At 41.8% G+C, this 17862-nt stretch carries 16 protein-coding genes; 11 read left to right on the top strand and 5 right to left on the bottom strand.

Translation table 11 applies throughout. The annotated features are described in order from the left end of the window. Positions 1-21: 21 nt before the first annotated feature. Both E5N72_RS01255 and greB read right to left on the bottom strand, forming a co-directional pair. Positions 22-327, bottom strand: a complete 306-nt coding sequence (locus tag E5N72_RS01255; protein WP_135922887.1) for a hypothetical protein — start codon at positions 325-327, stop codon at positions 22-24. 114 nt (positions 328-441) lie between these two features. Continuing rightward, on the bottom strand, positions 442-924 hold the full coding sequence (gene greB / locus E5N72_RS01250) for a transcription elongation factor GreB (RefSeq protein ID WP_135922886.1): 483 nt from the start codon (positions 922-924) through the stop codon (positions 442-444). A 156-nt stretch (positions 925-1080) separates the two neighbouring features. Between greB and ompR the strand changes: the two genes are divergently transcribed. Together ompR and envZ are read left to right on the top strand one after the other, a co-directional pair. After that, positions 1081-1800, top strand: coding sequence for a two-component system response regulator OmpR (gene ompR / locus E5N72_RS01245; RefSeq protein WP_063702407.1), 720 nt, complete (start codon positions 1081-1083; stop codon positions 1798-1800). 5 nt (positions 1801-1805) lie between these two features. Next, positions 1806-3101, top strand: a complete 1296-nt coding sequence (envZ, locus tag E5N72_RS01240) for a two-component system sensor histidine kinase EnvZ (RefSeq protein ID WP_135922885.1) — start codon at positions 1806-1808, stop codon at positions 3099-3101. 143 nt (positions 3102-3244) lie between these two features. Here the strand turns inward: envZ and E5N72_RS01235 are convergent, their stop codons facing one another. Continuing rightward, entirely contained in the window at positions 3245-5287 is a 2043-nt protein-coding gene (locus E5N72_RS01235; RefSeq protein WP_135922884.1) for a glycoside hydrolase family 97 protein, read from the bottom strand. Positions 5288-5446: 159 nt separating this feature from the next. Here E5N72_RS01235 and E5N72_RS01230 point away from each other — a divergent pair, with 159 nt between their 5' ends. The 3 genes from E5N72_RS01230 to E5N72_RS01220 all read left to right on the top strand — a co-directional run bounded on the left by E5N72_RS01230 (position 5447) and on the right by E5N72_RS01220 (position 8956). After that, a complete protein-coding gene (locus E5N72_RS01230) occupies positions 5447-6064 on the top strand; it encodes a methylamine utilization protein (protein ID WP_135922883.1) in 618 nt (205 codons plus the stop codon). Next, complete coding sequence (locus E5N72_RS01225) at positions 6051-7280, top strand: hypothetical protein (RefSeq protein WP_135922882.1); 1230 nt, start codon at positions 6051-6053, stop codon at positions 7278-7280. Before E5N72_RS01230 ends, E5N72_RS01225 begins: the two co-directional genes overlap by 14 nt. Before the next feature lie 74 nt (positions 7281-7354). Further along, positions 7355-8956 carry a methyl-accepting chemotaxis protein gene (locus E5N72_RS01220; protein WP_135922881.1) on the top strand — a complete coding sequence of 534 codons (1602 nt, stop codon included), beginning with the start codon at positions 7355-7357 and terminating at the stop codon, positions 8954-8956. A 51-nt stretch (positions 8957-9007) separates the two neighbouring features. On the opposite strand, the gene speE is transcribed toward E5N72_RS01220, so the two are convergent. Next, positions 9008-9871 carry a polyamine aminopropyltransferase gene (speE, locus tag E5N72_RS01215; protein ID WP_135922880.1) on the bottom strand — a complete coding sequence of 288 codons (864 nt, stop codon included), beginning with the start codon at positions 9869-9871 and terminating at the stop codon, positions 9008-9010. Positions 9872-10069: 198 nt separating this feature from the next. Here speE and speA point away from each other — a divergent pair, with 198 nt between their 5' ends. From speA to E5N72_RS01195, 4 genes are read left to right on the top strand one after another with little or no spacing between them, the layout of a single operon-like run. Further along, positions 10070-11950, top strand: a complete 1881-nt coding sequence (gene speA / locus E5N72_RS01210; protein ID WP_135922879.1) for a biosynthetic arginine decarboxylase — start codon at positions 10070-10072, stop codon at positions 11948-11950. A 21-nt stretch (positions 11951-11971) separates the two neighbouring features. Beyond that, entirely contained in the window at positions 11972-12850 is an 879-nt protein-coding gene (locus E5N72_RS01205) for an acyltransferase (RefSeq protein WP_135922878.1), read from the top strand. Between the two features lie 29 nt (positions 12851-12879). Then, positions 12880-13803, top strand: coding sequence for an acetyltransferase (locus E5N72_RS01200; protein WP_135922877.1), 924 nt, complete (start codon positions 12880-12882; stop codon positions 13801-13803). Beyond that, positions 13800-15050, top strand: a complete 1251-nt coding sequence (locus E5N72_RS01195; RefSeq protein ID WP_135922876.1) for a mechanosensitive ion channel domain-containing protein — start codon at positions 13800-13802, stop codon at positions 15048-15050. Before E5N72_RS01200 ends, E5N72_RS01195 begins: the two co-directional genes overlap by 4 nt. Here E5N72_RS01195 and chrA read toward each other — a convergent pair. Next, positions 15047-16183: a chromate efflux transporter gene (gene chrA / locus E5N72_RS01190; protein ID WP_135922875.1), complete on the bottom strand. Its 1137-nt coding sequence runs from the start codon at positions 16181-16183 to the stop codon at positions 15047-15049. The two genes, E5N72_RS01195 and chrA, sit on opposite strands and share 4 nt — an antisense overlap. 123 nt (positions 16184-16306) lie before the next feature. Between chrA and E5N72_RS01185 the strand changes: the two genes are divergently transcribed. Next, positions 16307-17086 carry a transporter substrate-binding domain-containing protein gene (locus E5N72_RS01185; RefSeq protein ID WP_135922874.1) on the top strand — a complete coding sequence of 260 codons (780 nt, stop codon included), beginning with the start codon at positions 16307-16309 and terminating at the stop codon, positions 17084-17086. Positions 17087-17165: 79 nt separating this feature from the next. Beyond that, positions 17166-17798, top strand: a complete 633-nt coding sequence (locus tag E5N72_RS01180) for an OmpA family protein (RefSeq protein ID WP_135922873.1) — start codon at positions 17166-17168, stop codon at positions 17796-17798. The last annotated feature ends 64 nt before the right edge of the window (positions 17799-17862 follow it).

Raw genomic sequence — 17862 nt, 5'->3', positions numbered from 1 at the left:
AAATAGAAAAATTTGAGTTAATTAAAAAGCAGGTGGCCCTCGCTGGTGTGCGCTATAAACAGACGCCTTGTTACAAGGTTGAGCATACAACACAACACGTGCATCTGGCAGTGGTTGGGCTACATTGGCGATGTACGCAGGTGTATGTTTGTCTAGGTCGGTATCTAGATTGGCAGGGTCTGCACTATCACACGCAATAAAATGTGCGGTTGGTGTAACACTGTCTGAGTGGCTTTCTATATCGTTGGCATAAGATATCAAACTCACACTTATTAAAAGTGCGAATACAATTGCATTACTTATTATGCGTTGCATTGCGTTTGACATAATTACTACCTTCTAAAACTCAAGTAATGATTTATCTTGAGTATCTTTAGTTATAGATCACATTTTTAGACTAAACAATCATTAATTAACGCTTTCTGAATTTTCTGGGAAAAATTATTTTGCATCAGGATAGGTTATCTCATTGATGAACCACTCTTTTGTACCTTCAGGCGTGTTTACCGTAAAGTCATCATCGACCTGTTTGCCAAGCAGTGCCCGAGCCATTGGTGCATCGATAGATATGTAGTCTTTACGCTCGTAAATTTCATCAGGACCAACAATACGAAAGCGTTTTGTCTCGCCTTGTTCGTTTTCAATTTCGACCCAAGCACCAAAAAATACTTTGCCAGCTTGTTGAGGGTTGTAGTCAACAATTTTAAGGTCAGGCATACGCTTGCGCAAATAACGAACTCTGCGATCGATTTGTCGTAAAACACGTTTATTAAATTGATAATCGGCATTTTCAGAGCGGTCGCCCAAACTTGCTGCCCAAGTCACTATTTTGGTAATTTCGGGGCGTTTTTCATGCCATAAATAATCATGTTCTTGTTGTAATTGCTGATACCCTTCTCGGGTTATTAAATTTGTCTTTGCCATTTTATTCAGCCTAAAAAGAAAACCAGCCGCAAAGTATACCCTTTGTCGAGCAGGATTTTGAAATGTTCAGTAACAATCTAAGCGCGTAATTCGTTTTTTATTCTTAACTTTTTCATTTATATTAATAAGTAACATATTACAAAAAGAATGAAAGTTATGGGACACGAAACGACAAAAGTATTGGTTGTTGATGATGATATGCGCTTACGCAGTTTGCTAGAGCGTTACCTTGTAGAACAAGGTTTTATTGTTCGTACAGCAGCAAATTCAGAGCAAATGGATCGCTTACTAGAGCGCGAAAACTTCCACTTGATTGTATTAGATTTAATGTTACCGGGTGAAGATGGTCTTTCAATTTGCCGTCGTTTACGTCAAAAAGAAAATGACATTCCTATTGTAATGCTCACAGCAAAAGGTGATGAAGTAGACCGCATCATTGGTTTAGAGCTCGGTGCAGATGATTATATTCCTAAACCATTCAATCCACGTGAGTTACTCGCGCGTATCAAAGCAATTTTACGTCGTCGTGCTAAAGAAGTGCCAGGCGCCCCTGCTGCCGAAGAAAACGAAATTAGTTTTGGTGAGTTTACTCTTAACCTTGCGACCCGCGAAATGAGTCATGGTGACAAAACAATGTCGTTAACCAGTGGGGAGTTTGCTGTATTGAAAGCCTTGGTAACACATCCTCGTGAACCGCTTAGTCGCGATAAGCTAATGAACTTAGCACGTGGCCGTGATTACAGTGCACTTGAGCGCAGTATCGATGTTCAGGTATCGCGCTTACGTCGTATGATTGAAGTTGATGCGGCTAATCCTCGTTATATACAAACAGTATGGGGCTTAGGCTACGTATTTGTGCCAGATGGTGAAAAATAACAATAATGGGCATGTTTCCACGTAGTGCGTTTGGACAAACGGTATTTTTGGTTGCGGCCCTGCTGTTAATCAATCAAATAGTCTCTTATATCACAGTCAGTTTTTATGTTGTTAAACCAACGATAGAACAAGTAAACCTTATTCTCTCAAAACAGGTGAAAACCGTGTTTATTGAATGGGAAGAGGGAGTGGAGGTAAGCAAAGAAGCCTCTGACAAGTTTTTTGAGATCACCGGCATTGAAGTCATGACGCAGCGCCAAGCTATGCGTGAAGGGTTGGCTGAAACTCGCGAGTACTCTATGCTATCGCGCAGCATGTCGAAAGAGCTTAATGGCTCTGCGCGGGTACGTATTAGCCAAACCGATCCGCTTGTGTATTGGGTTGAAGCTCCGCAAGCGCCAGGTTATTGGGTACGTGTGCCGCTCACCGGATTGCAAGAAAACAACCTAAAGTTCTTAACCTTTTATTTATCGAGTATTGGCTTTTTAAGTGTACTCGGTGGTTGGTTGTTTGCCCGTCATCTAAATAGACCTTTAAAAGCACTGCAACAAGCCGCCGTTAAAGTAGGGGTAGGTGACTTTTCTACCAAACTAGAAGAGCAGGGCTCTACAGAAGTGATTGAAGTAACCCGAGCGTTTAACCAAATGTCGCGAGGTATTGCTGCCCTTGAGAATGATCGCCGATTATTAATGGCAGGTGTTTCACATGACCTACGTACCCCGCTTACGCGGATTCGTTTAGCGACTGAAATGATGTCGGACGATGAAGATTATCTGCGTGAAGGGATCATTCATGATATTGAAGATATGAACGCTATTATCGATCAATTCATTGAATATTTACGCCATCACAAACGCGAAGAACTCGAACTTGAAGACTTAAATGCGATTGTTTCAGAAGTCGTTGAAGCTGAGCAAAAGCATCATCGCACTATTACCTTTAAAGAAAACCCTAGCTTAGGCGAAGTGCCAGTAAGCACTGTGGCAATAAAACGTGTTGTAACCAATATGATTGAAAATGCAATTCGCTATTCAGACGGTGATATTGAAGTTGAAACCCGCGTGAGCAGTAATAAAAAGTTTGCCATGGTGGTGGTGAATGATCACGGCCCGGGGATCCCTGAAAGCGAACTTGAAACTGTATTTGAACCGTTTAAACAAGGTGATGCCGCTCGTGGGAGCGAAGGCAGTGGCTTAGGTCTTGCGATAATTAAACGTATTGTCGATATGCATGGCGGCCGAGTACAGCTGCTTAATCGCCCTGAAGGTGGCCTCAGTGCACAGATTTATTTACCGTTTTAAAAGCCTTAAGCTATAAGTTTAAAGCAGCCCGAAATGGCTGCTTTTTTGTTAACAAAAAAAGCGCGGCATCAAATGCCGCGCTTTTAATAATGTTCAGCAACTAGCAACTAGCAACTAGCAACTAGCAACTAGCAACTAGCAACTTACATTGCTATAAATCGAATCGCTGTGCCGCCACTGGTGGCAAGCTTTAACGTTAGCTTATCATCAGCAGTTACAATGCGTTTTTCTACTTTTAAGTCGTAAGGGTTATTAACCCACTCAGCTTTGTCACCGTCGCGGTAGATTTGCGCTTCAAACTTTTTACCTTTATCTAAGAAGTCTAACTTCACTTCTAAAGTGCGGGCTTTTTCGTCAGTAACTGCGCCTAAATACCAGTCATTACCTGAGTATTGATCGCGCTTGCGTTCTTTACGTGCAAACACAACGTAATCGCCAACTTCGCCTTGTAGTGCAATACTTTGTTGCCAATCAGTTGGTACGTCTTGAATAAACTGGAACGCATCTGGTTTTGCTAAGTAATTACGTGGTAAATCTGCCGCCATTTGAATTGGGCTGTACATTACAACATATAGCGCTAATTGCTTCGCTAGAGTTGTTTGCGGGCGGTTGGTATCGGCACCTAAACCGTTAAAGCTCATATCAAAAATACCCGGCGTGAAGTCCATAGGGCCTGCAAGCATACGTGTGAAAGCAAGCATTGGAATATGCTCAGGTGGATTTGGTGGCGTACCCCATGCGTTAAACTCTTGGCCACGGGCACCTTCACGAGCAATCCAGTTCGGGTATGTACGACGTAAGCCGGTATCTTTTATTGGCTCATGCGTATTGATACTAATCTTATGCTTAGCAGCAAGTTTCACGTTGTGAAGGTATTCGTTCACCATGAACTGACCGTCGTGCCACTCTTTGCGGACAATGCCGTTCTCATCGACGCGTTTGATGTTACCACCGTCGGCTACGTAACCTGTTTTAACTTGGCTTACATTTGATTTTTCGTATAGCGCAAATGCATCTTCCATTTGGTTACGATAATTTGTTACGTTACCTGAGGTTTCGTGATGACCAATTAGTTGTACGCCTTTTTCTTTGCCGTAACGTGCCAGCTCTTCAATATCAAAATCATCATAAGGTTGAGTAAAGCTAAATACATCACCGTTATAAAACCAGTCGCCATCCCAGCCAATATTCCAGCCTTCGACTAGTACGCCATCAAAGCCATATTTAGCCGCGAAATCCATGTAATATTTGGTATTCTCAGTGGTTGCACCATGAATTTTACCGCTACCCCAGGTATTTTCATTGATGTGCATACCCCACCAAATACCTACGTATTTACCCGGTTTTACCCAAGAAACATCGCCCAGTTTATTTGGTTCGTTCAGGTTTAAGATGATATCTGAGTTGATTAAATCAACGGCTTCATCACCAATTTGAATTGTACGCCAAGGGGTATTAAATGCACCGTGCTTTTTAACCGCTACGCCGTCTGACCAAGGTGTTAAATCGGCTTGGAAAGTACCATCACGACGTTGGTTTAAAACCATGCCGGCATAATCAACAAGGGCTGCTTCGTGAATACTGATATGTACACCATTTTTATTTTTTAAAGTAAATGGTGTGTGCACAAGTGCCGCTTTATGTAATGGGGTGGTGTTATACACGTACTCATAACGGTTCCAACCGCGGGCGGGGATCCACCATGCCGTTGCATCTGATGAGTCTGTAATTGCAAACTCAGTAAGCTCTTTGGTGATTTCTACATCATCAAAACCAGCTTGCTTTGGTAATTCGTATCGAAAGCCGACACCATCATTAAAAGCGCGAAAACGTACTGTAAATGTGCCACCTTGTGGTTGTGGCTTTTTAAAAGTAACAGCAACTTCGTTATGGTTATCAACCACTGTTTGGCGTTCACCCCAAGGTTGTTCCCAGCTGCTTTTTACAGAGTCAGTGGTTTGGCTGCTAATTTTGTAACCTTCGCTCATTGCCGGTTGTTCTTTAAAAACAAGACCTAACGCTGAGTTAGCAATGACTTGTTTACCAGCAAAACTGATTTCGTAGCTAGGTGTGTGTTGTTCATCAGAAATGGTTACTTTGATCTGCCCATCAGGTGAACTGACGGTTGTGGTTTGTGCTAGGCAAGTACCTGAAAAGGCTGCTAACATTAAGGCAGTTAATCGCATTGTTGTTCCTTGGCGGCTTATGGTTATGGATTGTTGTCACGTATTCACATACATGCTTCAAGCATAAAGTGACTTGCCAGTTAATACGAGAGATCTGCATACGTATTCAACAAAGTGAGTGCTGTGATATCAGGCCCTATACTGAAAAAGGTTTAAAAAATGATAAGAATAACCCTGTTGCTACTACTATTGTTTAGCCAAGCTTTATTGGCGCAGCAAATACAAATAGTGGATAAGCAGAATCAACCGGTCAAAAATGCGGTTGTTTGGTTAAAAGGTTCTCAGCAGCTAACTTTGCCTGATACTCATTACACTATGAGTCAGCAGGAGCGTGCGTTTGTTCCTCATGTCTTGGTTGTACCAAAAGGAGCGAATGTTGAATTTCCGAACCTTGATTCAATCATGCATCATGTTTACTCGTTTTCTAAAACGAAGCAATTTGAGCTAAAGCTTTACCATGATAAACCAGAACAACCGATTAACTTTGCGCAAACGGGCGTTGTAGAACTTGGCTGTAATATTCATGACTGGATGTTGGGCTATATTGTTGTGGTTGATGGCACTGTATTTGGGCAAACAGACAAACAGGGTATTGTAAATTTACCACTACCTGAAGGGCCTCATATATTGGCGGTTTGGCATGATCGCTTTAACGATGTTAGTTCGCCAGAAACGATAGAAATTTCCACCTCTAATAGTCAATTTAGCTACAAATTAAAGCAAACTTTGTTACCAAAATTAGAATTAAACAACGATGAGTTTGATGATTATGAATAACTGGCAAGCCTTGGCATTGGTTAGTGTTTTGGGGTTACCTGCGCTGGCATTTGCTGAGCATGATGGCTTGGTAGCTGTGACGGCTGTGCGTGGCGACCAACTGTTGAGCTATCAGCGAGAAGGAATTGGTTTGTACCGTTATGACCAAGAGCATGATGGTTTAGTGATATCCCAAGCTATGCTTAGTAGTCGTTTTGAATTAAGCCGAGATTGGTCTGCGCATACAGTGCTTAACGCTCATCCTGATCCTGAACTAACCGTAGGTTTTAGTCAGGCCTATTTACAGTATCAGCCTCTCACAGCAAGTCGCTATAAATGGGCTGTTAAAGCGGGTGGCTTTTATCCAAAAATGTCACTAGAGAATCCGCAAAGTGGCTGGATATCACCCTATAACTATACTAACTCTGCGATTAATACGTGGATAGGGGAAGAGGTGCGCGCCTTTGGTCTTGAGGCCAGTATTAAACGCCCAGGTCGTCAGTTTAGAAGTAACCACAGTTTTGAAGGCTTTGCATCTGTTTTTAAAGGTAACGACCCTGCAGGAACGCTGCTGTCATGGCGAGGATTCGCTATGCATGATAGGCAAACCACGTTTAATGAACAAATCGACTTTGCTATTCCATATTCATTCGAATGGGCGCAGCTAGATAAGCAAGCTGACTATGTTGAGCCTTTCGAAGAAGTAGATGGTCGCTTTGGATATTATTTAGGTATGCATTGGGATTATCAAAAAAGGTCACAGTTTCGCGTTTATTATTATGACAATAACGGTGACCCCGGTGCTTTAAATACCCGTACAGGTCAGTATGCGTGGGATACACGTTTTTTAAGTGCGGCATGGTTGTATAAGTTCAATCAGCAAACACGCATTATTGTTCAGATGTTAGATGGCAAAACCGCAATGGGTAAATACCGTGGGATAGATAACGATTTTTACAGCCATTTTGTTTTATTAAGCCACAAGTTAGACCAGCACCGTCTTACAATTAGGTATGATTACTTTAAGGTAAGTGATCATGATGATTGGCAATTTGATCCTAACCAAAGTCGTGGAGAAGCTTTAACCGCAAGTTGGCGCTATCAACTGTCAAACAAGTGGCAAGTAGGTGCTGAATATTCAGTGCTGAGCAGTGACGCTCAAAATAGACCCGGTATGGGATTTAATGAGCATAACTCGCAGCAGCAATTGCAACTTTCAGCGGGTTGGCAATTTTAATTTCATACACTTTTATCGTTTTTCTACTACCATTCTAAAGAGTGGGTAGGTTAGATTTTGAATTAGGACAATGTATGAAGTTAAAAAGCATTCGCGTCAAAAGTTCGTTACCAATCGCGTTATTAGGTATTGCCATAATTCTCCTAATTGCGGGCTATACCTATTTAATTAATCTTCAAGAAGAAGCCATTGATGCACAGTCAGAACGTTTTTTAAAGGCTGTCTCTGTGGTTGTTAATGCTGACCGAGACTTGTATCAAGCCAAAGTGGCAGAGCTGCAACTTGTTACCCAATTGAAGGGTGATAAAGGCCAGCTTACTGACCATCAAGAGAATGCTGAACAAGTGAAAGATCGTTTTAAGCAATACTTATCTTATATGTCACCTTATGCTGAGATTGCAGGGCAATTCCGTAACTTTGATAGCGCGTTTGATGCTTGGTACAAAGCCTCAACAGCTTATATCAACAGCCCAGCTAACGCTTCGCAAAAACAAGCGGCTGAACAAACCTTCTCTGAACTACGTGATGTTTTAGATAAAGCGGGTGAAGTAGCTGAAAAAACGTCGCAAGACGAAACAGAAAGATTGATGGCTAAAATCATGGGCTTTAAAGTTATGCTTATGGTGATGATTGCAGTGGTTTTAGCTGTGGCGAGTTGGTTTAGTTATTTTGTACCACGTCAGCTTACAAAGCAGATCAACTTTGTCACTGAACGGATTAACGAAATTGCCTCAGGAGATGGTGACTTAACTGGCCGTATAAATGTTAAAACCCAAGATGAATTTGCCGAACTGGCAACTGCATTTAACCGCTTCTTAGATAATTTGCAGCAGCTTATTAAAGATATTTTAGAACAGGCAAAAGAGCTTAATACGCTTGGTAACGATCTAGGCAATTTCGCTAATCAAAACCATCAAGTAAATCAAAAGCTCAGTCAAGCATCTGAGTCTATTGTAAGTGCTGTACATGAAATGAGTGTGGCAAGCCGTGAAGTAGCCAATGTAGCGCAAAACTCATCCCATGAAGCCGATAACTCACAGCAGCTTGCTAAACAAGGTTTAACAGCCGTTGATAATTCGAGCCGTAAAATTACAGCGTTGTCAGAAAATATGGAACACGCCAGCCAGCGCTCAACGGAGTTGCAGCAAAGCTCAGACAATATTGCCAAGGTGCTTGAGGTTATTCGTGCGATTGCCGAGCAAACTAACTTACTTGCACTTAATGCGGCAATTGAGGCAGCTCGGGCAGGAGAACAAGGTCGCGGCTTCGCGGTAGTGGCCGATGAAGTGCGAACACTCGCTACGCGAACCCAAGAAAGTACCAATGACATTCAAACAATGGTTGAACAGTTTGCCGGTAGTGTTGAGCAGTCATTGCAAGCTATTAACTCGGGTAAACGTTTTGCTGACGAGGCAGTAGCATCTTTCGCGCAAACGAATGATATTTTAAATGCCATGCAAGACTCATCTGTAAAAGTTAATGATATGGCAATGCAAACGGCACAAGCCACCGAAGAGCAAACCGCTGTTGCTGATGAAATCAGTCAAAACTTATCTGACTTAAATGATCAAACTCAGCAAGGGGGCGGGCTGGCAAGTTCAACCCAAGAAGTGGCAACTAGGATGACTCAACTAACTAATGAACTCAATCATTTAGTGAATCGGTTTAAGGTTTAATACAATAAAAAAGGGCTCAATTGAGCCCTTTTTTACATCTAACTAAAACGCTTACTTTTTCTCAAAAGCACGTTTCATATAATTTGGTGTTGCTAATGCACCATGGTGAATACCTGCATTGTAGTATTCTGTGCTTTGCGCGAGTGTATTTGCATCGTCTTCACGAAAACCTGCAAACGCTTCTGATTTACGAGCAAGCGTCACTGACCATAAACCACTTGGGTAGATAGGTTGTGGGAAAGGTAGTGTTTGTAGGTCAACAAAGCCAACCTCTTTCATTGCGTCGCGCATTTCTACTAATAGTGGCATGTGCATAAGTGGTGATTCACTTTGCTGAATTAAGATGCCGCCAGGGCGAAGTGCAGTTAAACAGCTGGTATAGAAAGCATGGTTGAATAAACCTTCGCCTGGGCCAACTGGATCTGTACCATCGACAATCACCACATCGATTGATTCAGGCGCTGCTTCACGCATGTATTTAATGCCGTCGTCAAACATCACTGTAGCGCGAGGATCTTGGTTTGACTCACATAGCTCAGGGAAGTACTTAAGTGACATTTGCGTCACAACTTCGTCGATATCGATTTGTGTTACGCTTTCAACACCAGGGTGCTTTAATACTTCGCGTAAAGTACCGCAGTCACCACCACCAATAATCACAACGTTTTTAGGGTTTGGGTGTGCAAGCAATGCAGGATGACTGATCATTTCGTGATAAAAAAAGTTTTCACGGCTACTTACCATCGTACAACCATCAATAATCATCAGATTACCGAAGTCAGTTGTCTCGTACATTTCTACTTTTTGAAATGGTGATTGCTGTTCATCAAGCTTTTTAGTTATGCGTAGTGAAAAGGCGCTACCATCACGGTCACTAATTTCAGTAAACCAGTTGTTTTGATCTAAATTGGCCATCTTGCTTATACACTTTTGGTTAATGGTAAAAAAGGGGTGCAATTCTGCCAGTGCTTGGCCAATTGCTCAATCAAATTTTAATCAGTATAGCGAATATTTTTTATCACTTTGGCATAGAGTGCATTTTTTGTTAGCGTGGGCAGCTCGGGCGTATTAAAATGTGCGTTTATATTTATTGAAATTACAGAAGACATTGCCATGACTTGGGGTTTAGACAAAGCACGCGAAACATATAATGTTGCTCATTGGAGTGACGGCTATTTTGATATTAACGCACAAGGTGAGCTGGTTGCTTATCCTGATGGCGATCAAACAAAGTCAGCGATATCTTTGTCTGAGCTTACTGAACAATTTAAAAAGCAAGGTCTTACTTTGCCTGTATTAGTGCGCTTTACTGATATCTTGCAAAATCGTGTTGGCACCTTAACAAGTGCATTTACCAAGGCACGTCAAGCGCGGGACTATCAGGGCGAGTATACTTGTGTTTACCCTATAAAAGTAAACCAGCAACGCTCTGTTGTTAGCAAGTTACTTGCTCACCCAAGTGGTTTAGTTGGCCTTGAAGCTGGCTCAAAACCTGAGCTTATGGCGATTTTAGGCGTAGCCAAAGAACCAATTACTATTGTTTGTAATGGCTACAAAGACAGTGAGTTTTTACGCTTAGCCTGTATAGGTCAAGGTATGGGTCACAAGGTTCACATTGTTGTTGAGAAGCTCTCTGAACTAACTACTTTACTAGCGGAAATTGATGACTTAGGCATTGAGCCATCGATTGGTATTCGTATTCGCTTAAACTCGGTTGGTAAAGGTAAATGGCAAAATACCGGTGGTGAAAAAGGTAAGTTTGGTTTAACTGCAGGGCAAGTGCTGTCTGCTGTTGAGCTACTTAAGTCGCGTAATAAACTACATTTAATGCAATTAGTGCATTTTCATATTGGCTCTCAAATAGCCAATATCCGTGATATTCATCGTGCATTGCGTGAATGTGCTCGTCACTTTGCTGAGTTAACGCAGTTAGGTGTACCACTTAATACAGTGGATGTAGGTGGCGGTTTAGGTGTTGACTACGAAGGTTCTGGTTCTCGTAGTTCGTGTTCAATGAATTACAGTGTCGATGAATATGCGCGTAATGTCGTTAATGCGTTTGCTGAAGTGTGCCAACAACATGACCTTAAACACCCAGCCATTATTACTGAATCAGGCCGCGCGTTAACTGCGCATCACGCGGTATTAATTACTGATGTTATCGATGTTGAACGTGCACCTAACCATGCAAACCCAGCTGCGCCTGAGGCTGGCAGTGTATTAGTGCTCGATGAAATGTGGCAGTGTTTACAGCGGTTAACTCCGCGCATGGCACTAGAAATTTATCATGATGCAATGCACTTATTTAGTGAAGCACATGATCAATACGTTCACGGTTTGCTGACTATGATTGAGTGGGCGAAGTTAGAGCAGTTGTACTTCACTATCTTACACCGTGTTCGTGCTTCTCTCAGTGAAAATGCCCGTGCCCACCGTGAAGTGTTAGATGATTTAAACGAAAAACTGGCTGACAAGCTATTTGTTAATTTCTCATTATTCCAGTCACTGCCTGATGTTTGGGGTATTCAACAGTTATTTCCTGTAATGCCAGTTGAAAACTTACATAAGCCGTTAACGCAACGCGCTATTATTCAAGACATTACCTGTGATTCTGATGGTCAAATTCGTAACTATGTTGAAGGTACAGGTATTGAGAGCAGTTTACCTATTCCTGAGTACAAGCAAGGCCAGCAATACCACATCGCGATGTTCTTAGTGGGTGCTTATCAAGAAATTTTAGGTGATCTACATAACCTGTTCGGCGATACAGACTCTGTGCATGTAGAGTTAACAGATGCAGGCTATCAGCTAACCAACGCAATTAAAGGTGACAGCGTTAAGGACGTATTAAAGTTTGTTGATTATGATAGCGACATCCTTGCTGAAAACTTTGCAAAACGGGTTAACTCACTGGCAATTGATGAGCAATCTAAGGCACAATATTTATCAGAACTAAATGCAGGCCTTGCTGGCTACACGTATTTTGAAGATTAAGCGTTAAAGGAATAAGTAGTAATGTCCATGATCCGTTGTGTGTTCAGTTTTTTATTTTACACCCTTAATACACTTTTTTGGTTTGTGCCTATCTTTATTTGTGGTGTGATTAAACTCATACCAATCAAACCGTTACAAAAGCTCATGAGCTGGATAGCGAAGCAATGCGCCACTATGTGGGTGAGTTGTAACAGTATTAATCAAAATCTATTTGCTTCATATAAGCTGAACGTAACGGGTCTTGAGCAACTAAAAGCGAAAGACTGGTATTTAGTTATCGCTAATCATCAAAGCTGGGTAGATATTGTTGTGATGCAGCGTGTATTTAATCGTCGCATCCCATTTTTGAACTTTTTTTTGAAGAAAGAGCTAATATACGTACCTTTCTTAGGTCTTGCATGGTGGGCACTGGATTTTCCATTCATGACCCGCACTAGCAAATCACAATTAAAGAAAAACCCTAAATTGCGCGGTAAAGATTTAGAAACCACACGTAAAGCATGTGAAAAATTTAAAGAAATGCCGGTAAGTATCGTTAACTTTGTTGAAGGTACGCGTTTCACTGCTGATAAGCACGCGCGTCAGAATAGTCCATTTACGCATTTATTAAAGCCAAAAGCGGGCGGGGTTGCGTTTGTGATGCAAGCAATGGGTGAGCAAATTTCTAAAGTGGTGAATGTAACTATTCATTACCCAGACGGCATACCTAGCTTTGTGGACTTTGCTAGTGGGCGTGTAAAGCAGGTTGATGTGAAGATTGAAGTCATGGAAGTGAGCCCTAATTTAATTGGTGATTATACAGGCGACGCTGATTTTAGAGTAAACTTTCAAGCTGAGCTTAATCGTCTCTGGGATGAAAAAAATCAGCAACTAGCAGAGTTTAAAACACACGCGAAGTAGTTGCAGTTGACGTACTCGAGAGCACACATATGTTAAAGAAGTTTCTACCAAATTGGTTAACAGGCGTTCTAGTAAGCATTGTTTTGTTTGCCAACGTAATTATTTGGGGCACGCTTGTGTTGCTTTTTGGTGTGCTTAAATTACTACTGCCATTTAAAGTAGTTAGCGATATTCTGCACGGTGCTTATCGAGGTTGGTGTAAAGGTAACCGCTTAGCACTGTGGTTAGGTTGTGAGAATATCGATATTAATATTCAAGGCAGCGTTAGTAGGGATGGTTGGTACTTACTTATCTCTAATCATATGAGCTGGCTAGATATTGTCGTACTTAGTGCGATAGATGTTTTACCCGCACCAAAGTTTTTCTTAAAAGATGAATTAAAATATGTGCCCTTCATTGGCACTGGTGCATGGGCCATGGGCATGCCTTTTATGAAGCGGGTTAGTAAAGCGCAATTGGCAAAAAATCCAAAGTTAAAGGGCCTTGATGTTGAGCGTACCAAGCGCAGTTGCCGCGACTTTCGTAATCATCCAACAACTATTATCAACTTTGTTGAAGGCACACGCTTTACGTGCCAAAAACACAAAAAGCAAAATAGCCCATTTAGTTACCTTTTAAAGCCTAAAGCGGGCGGTATTGCCTTTGCTCTTGAGGTGTTAGGTGAGCAGTTTGATGCATTATTAAATACCTCGATTATTTATCAAGGCGAGGGTGATCACATTTGTCGTAACCTGATGCGTGGCCGCTTAAACGTGATTAAAGTGGATGTGCATTTACAAGCAATTAGCGCAGATATGATTGGCGATTATCAGCACGATCGTGCATTTAGAACGACTTTTCAACAGTATGTCAATAATTTATGGTTGCAAAAAGATGCGCAGCTACTAAGTTATCATCAGGCTAAAGAAGCGGATTACATTGCTAATATCAATAAAGAGGTTGAAGCGCCATGAAGCAAACTCACCTGCAAGAATTAGTGATGCCTTGGTTTGAATCAATGCCAGACGCGACACTTGTAAGTGCATTAACGGCGACAGCTATCGGCGTTGGCTCATTACTATTAATTTATATGTTTACCCGTCGTTTATTGTTGCCAGGCATTCAAAAGGTCGTTACTCGTCTGTCACCTGAGCGTATTGGTGCGCTTGCACCAATGCTCAATAAACTAAATCGCCGCTTTGCTGGTGCTTTGTGCTGTGTCCTTTATTTAGCAACTTTCGATTATGTTTATCCTGTTCATGATGTTGCTGCACTCGTTTTAAAAACAGTAGGTCAAGTTGCGCTCATTATTTATGGTGGCTTCATTTTAAGTAGTGTAGTGAGCATTGCCGGCGGTATTTATAATCAACTTGAATTTGCTCGAGACATTCCGATTCAAGGGTTAATCCAAGTTGTTAAACTGATCACTTTTATGGTTTGCGCCATTCTCATTGTGAGTATTTTGCTGGAGAAGTCGCCAACTTATATTCTCTCAGGCTTTGGTGCAATAGCGGCAGTGACCTTACTCGTATTTAAAGATACTATTTTGGGTTTTGTCGCCAGTATTCAAATTGCAGCTAACCGTTTAGTGACCTATGGTGATTGGATCCAAGTAGATAGCTATGGTGCTGACGGTGAGGTTATCGACCTTGGCTTAAACACGGTTAAAGTGCGTAACTGGGATAACACCATTACAACCATTCCAACCTACATGCTGGTTGCTGGGTCATTTAAAAACTGGCGTGGTATGCAAGAGTCTGGCGGTCGTCGTATCAAACGCTCTTTAAACATTGATATGAATAGTATTCGCTTAGTAGACGATGCGTTTCGTGAGCAAATAGACACAGCTATTCCACTGCATGACTATATTCGTGTTTCTAGCTTGCCAGATCCGGTAACCAACCTTGGCTTATTTCGTCGCTATGCAGAAGGTTACCTTAAGCAGCATGAAAAAATAAATCGTGATTTAACCCTGATGGTGCGTGAGCTACAGCCAATGAACCATGGTTTACCAATCGAATTCTATTGTTTTAGTGAAGACAAACGCTGGATTTCTTATGAGCACTTGCAAGCAGAGATAATGGATCATCTACTTGCGGTGTTGCCAATTTTCGCGCTTAGACCTTATCAGAGTGTTACAGGCCAGATAAGTGCAAGTGAGCCACAAACAGGGCTAAAGCCAAGTATTAAGGTTGCTAATCCTCCGCGCGAAAAAGCTTAAAACTGACCAATCAGTACGCTAAAAGCAATAAAGCCTAACAATAGCCACCAAATTGGTGGCTTTGCTATTCTTAGCCAAGTAAATGCGGCAACCACTAAGCCTACTTGCCACAGATTTTGCACTGCTGACTGCCAAATTGGTGAATAAAGGGCAGCGGCTAAAAAACCTACCACGGCGGCATTTAATGCTGCGATACTACCCGCAAAGCGAGGCTTATCAGCTAATTGTAACCAGCTTTTCATAAACGTTAACATTAATAAAAAGCCAGGTAAGAAGATTAGTAAAGTAGCAACAATCGCACCTATGAGTGGCGTATTTGGAGAAACCTGTGCGCCTAAGTATGTGGCTATGGTAAACATTGGCCCTGGTATGGCTTGCGCACTGGCATAAGCAGATAAAAACTGCTCGGTTTCAAGACTCGGCACACCCGCTTGTAAAATGGGTAACACAACGTGACCGCCGCCAAAGACCATGGCGCCAGTTTGATAGAATGGGGCAAACACAGAAAACCACTCACCTAAAGGTAAAAAGCTAACCAGTAACAAAACAGTAAATAAACCAAGCGGTAACCAAGCAATTTTGACTGATTTGTGTTGTTGATTCTCTGGTAGTTTAAGTTGAGGATAAAACCAACCTAAGGCTGCTGCTGCAATAAGTACTATAATTTGGCTCGATAACTGTGAAAACACAATCAGCGCAACCGTGCTCAGTACCGCGATAAGTTTGTGTAAGTGGTTTTTGCAAAAGCTCATTGCCATACTGTAAGTTGCATCGGCAACAATCACCACCGCAAAGAGTTTAAGCCCGGCTATCACCGCAAAGTAAATATCACCAAATTGGTGAGCACTAAGAGCCAAAAAGAACATAATTAAAAATGAGGGCAAGGTAAAGCCAATAAAAGCACATAGGCCACCTAATAAGCCTCCTTTTTCAACCCCCATTGCAAAGCTAACTTGGCTTGAACCGGGGCCTGGTAATGCTTGGCTTAGGCTAATAAGTTGCGCATAGCGCTCAGCGGTGAGCCATTTTAAGTTATCAACAAAATGACGTTTAAAGTAACCAAGATGTGCAGCTGGGCCGCCAAAGCTCATGCAGCCCAATAAAAAGAATTGTTTAAAGATAACAAATAACATTACTTTTGCCGTTACAGGATAGTTGTTTCTATTATGACAAAATTGTATGACATTTTTGTGGTTTTTATGACACTAGGCCGTCTACAATATAGAAAACGAGTGAACGTAGTTATGAGTATCACTATGAAGCAGTATTTTACAAGTTTGTTGTTACTACTGGCTAGCTCCTTTGCATTTGCAACTACTTTTGAAAAAGTTGTGGTGGCTGTTGATCATGCGCCGCCTTACGGCATGGTATCAGAGTCAGGCCAAGTTAGTGGGGCGATAGTCGATATCATGCGCGAAATGCAAATCAGCCTTCCAATGAAACTTGAATTTGTCGCTTGCCCGTTTTCGCGCTGCTTAAAAATGCTCGAGCAAAATGAGCTAGATGTGATGGGCGGGCTTATCCGCACAGAGGCTCGTGAGCAAAAAATGCATTTTTTAACCCCACCCTACATGATGTTGTCATCTTCTTTTGTTTTTTATGCAAAAGCTGATAGCGAGTTTGCAGTAAATAACTATCAAGATTTAGTTGGTAAACGCATTGCGGTAATGCGAGGAGCGGCCCATTTTTCTCGTTTCGATAAAGATAAAACACTCACCAAAGTTGAAGCCTTAAGTGAACACAATGCCTTTGAAATGTTACTGAAAAATAGAGTTGATTTGGTCATTGCTGTTGAGGAAACCGCGGATCATTCAGCAGCCATTTTGCAAAGGCCATCACAAAGTGTAAAAAAGATGTCGTATCGTTTTGATGATGTGATTTTTGGGCACTTAGCATTAAGTAAGCAATTTGCTGAGTCTGAGTTTGCTCAAAAGATTCAAACTCAACTGAACAACCTAGTTCTCGATGGTCGCCTAACAAAAATAGTGGCGGAATATAACTTACCGGCTGTTTCAGCTGCGGCTATTGATAATTAACTCTTTCTTCATAGTTTGTTCATTGTTGTTTAATTATAATGGATAATAATTCGAAATTAATATTGCCATGGAGAGACACATGACTATTAGTAAATCAGTTTTAACAGTGGGCGTTTTGGCCGTTTTATTAACGGGTTGTGAAACAACTAACACAGGTAAAGGTGCAGCAATCGGTGCAGCAACTGGCGCTGTATTAGGTAAAGCAACAGGCGACCATGACGATAAACGTATCTTCATAGGTGCTGCAATTGGTGCATTAGCAGGTGCAGCAGTTGGCGATTACATGGATAAACAAGAAGAAGCATTTCGCGATGAGCTAGCAGGCTCTGGTGTTGAAGTGGTTCGTGAAGGCGACAATATTCGGTTAGTAATGCCATCAAACATTACTTTTGCGACTGATCAATCTTATATCTCGTCGGGTTTTCACAGTACTCTTGATGCAATTGCGCAAGTGATGAACAAGTATGAAAAAACCTACTTAAGTGTTGAAGGTCATACCGACAGCACGGGTAAAGATAGCTACAACATGACGTTATCTCAGCAACGTGCGCAAAGTGTAAAAGATTATCTAGTTAATCATCAGATCATATCTGCACGCATCAGCACGCGAGGCTATGGTGAAACGCGCCCTGTAGCGAGCAACGATACAGCTAATGGTCGTGCTTTAAATCGCCGCGTAGAAATTCAGATCGTACCGAATACACAAGGTTAGATATTACATCTAGATTTGTGGTCAGGTTTGATATGCCCTTTCAAACCTGACATTTTCCTTCTTA

The sequence above is a fragment of the Pseudoalteromonas sp. MEBiC 03607 genome (genome assembly GCF_004792295.1).
GTDB lineage: Bacteria > Pseudomonadota > Gammaproteobacteria > Enterobacterales > Alteromonadaceae > Pseudoalteromonas > Pseudoalteromonas lipolytica_C.
This window is presented reverse-complemented; position numbering and strand designations above follow the sequence as displayed.

Coding starts and splice junctions, on each gene's coding strand:
- E5N72_RS01255 (WP_135922887.1), bottom strand. CDS start 327: ATGTCAAACGCAATGCAACGCATAATAAGTAATGCAATTGTATTCGCA.
- greB (WP_135922886.1), bottom strand. CDS start 924: ATGGCAAAGACAAATTTAATAACCCGAGAAGGGTATCAGCAATTACAA.
- ompR (WP_063702407.1), top strand. CDS start 1,081: ATGGGACACGAAACGACAAAAGTATTGGTTGTTGATGATGATATGCGC.
- envZ (WP_135922885.1), top strand. CDS start 1,806: ATGGGCATGTTTCCACGTAGTGCGTTTGGACAAACGGTATTTTTGGTT.
- E5N72_RS01235 (WP_135922884.1), bottom strand. CDS start 5,287: ATGCGATTAACTGCCTTAATGTTAGCAGCCTTTTCAGGTACTTGCCTA.
- E5N72_RS01230 (WP_135922883.1), top strand. CDS start 5,447: ATGATAAGAATAACCCTGTTGCTACTACTATTGTTTAGCCAAGCTTTA.
- E5N72_RS01225 (WP_135922882.1), top strand. CDS start 6,051: ATGATTATGAATAACTGGCAAGCCTTGGCATTGGTTAGTGTTTTGGGG.
- E5N72_RS01220 (WP_135922881.1), top strand. CDS start 7,355: ATGAAGTTAAAAAGCATTCGCGTCAAAAGTTCGTTACCAATCGCGTTA.
- speE (WP_135922880.1), bottom strand. CDS start 9,871: ATGGCCAATTTAGATCAAAACAACTGGTTTACTGAAATTAGTGACCGT.
- speA (WP_135922879.1), top strand. CDS start 10,070: ATGACTTGGGGTTTAGACAAAGCACGCGAAACATATAATGTTGCTCAT.
- E5N72_RS01205 (WP_135922878.1), top strand. CDS start 11,972: ATGTCCATGATCCGTTGTGTGTTCAGTTTTTTATTTTACACCCTTAAT.
- E5N72_RS01200 (WP_135922877.1), top strand. CDS start 12,880: ATGTTAAAGAAGTTTCTACCAAATTGGTTAACAGGCGTTCTAGTAAGC.
- E5N72_RS01195 (WP_135922876.1), top strand. CDS start 13,800: ATGAAGCAAACTCACCTGCAAGAATTAGTGATGCCTTGGTTTGAATCA.
- chrA (WP_135922875.1), bottom strand. CDS start 16,183: ATGTTATTTGTTATCTTTAAACAATTCTTTTTATTGGGCTGCATGAGC.
- E5N72_RS01185 (WP_135922874.1), top strand. CDS start 16,307: ATGAAGCAGTATTTTACAAGTTTGTTGTTACTACTGGCTAGCTCCTTT.
- E5N72_RS01180 (WP_135922873.1), top strand. CDS start 17,166: ATGACTATTAGTAAATCAGTTTTAACAGTGGGCGTTTTGGCCGTTTTA.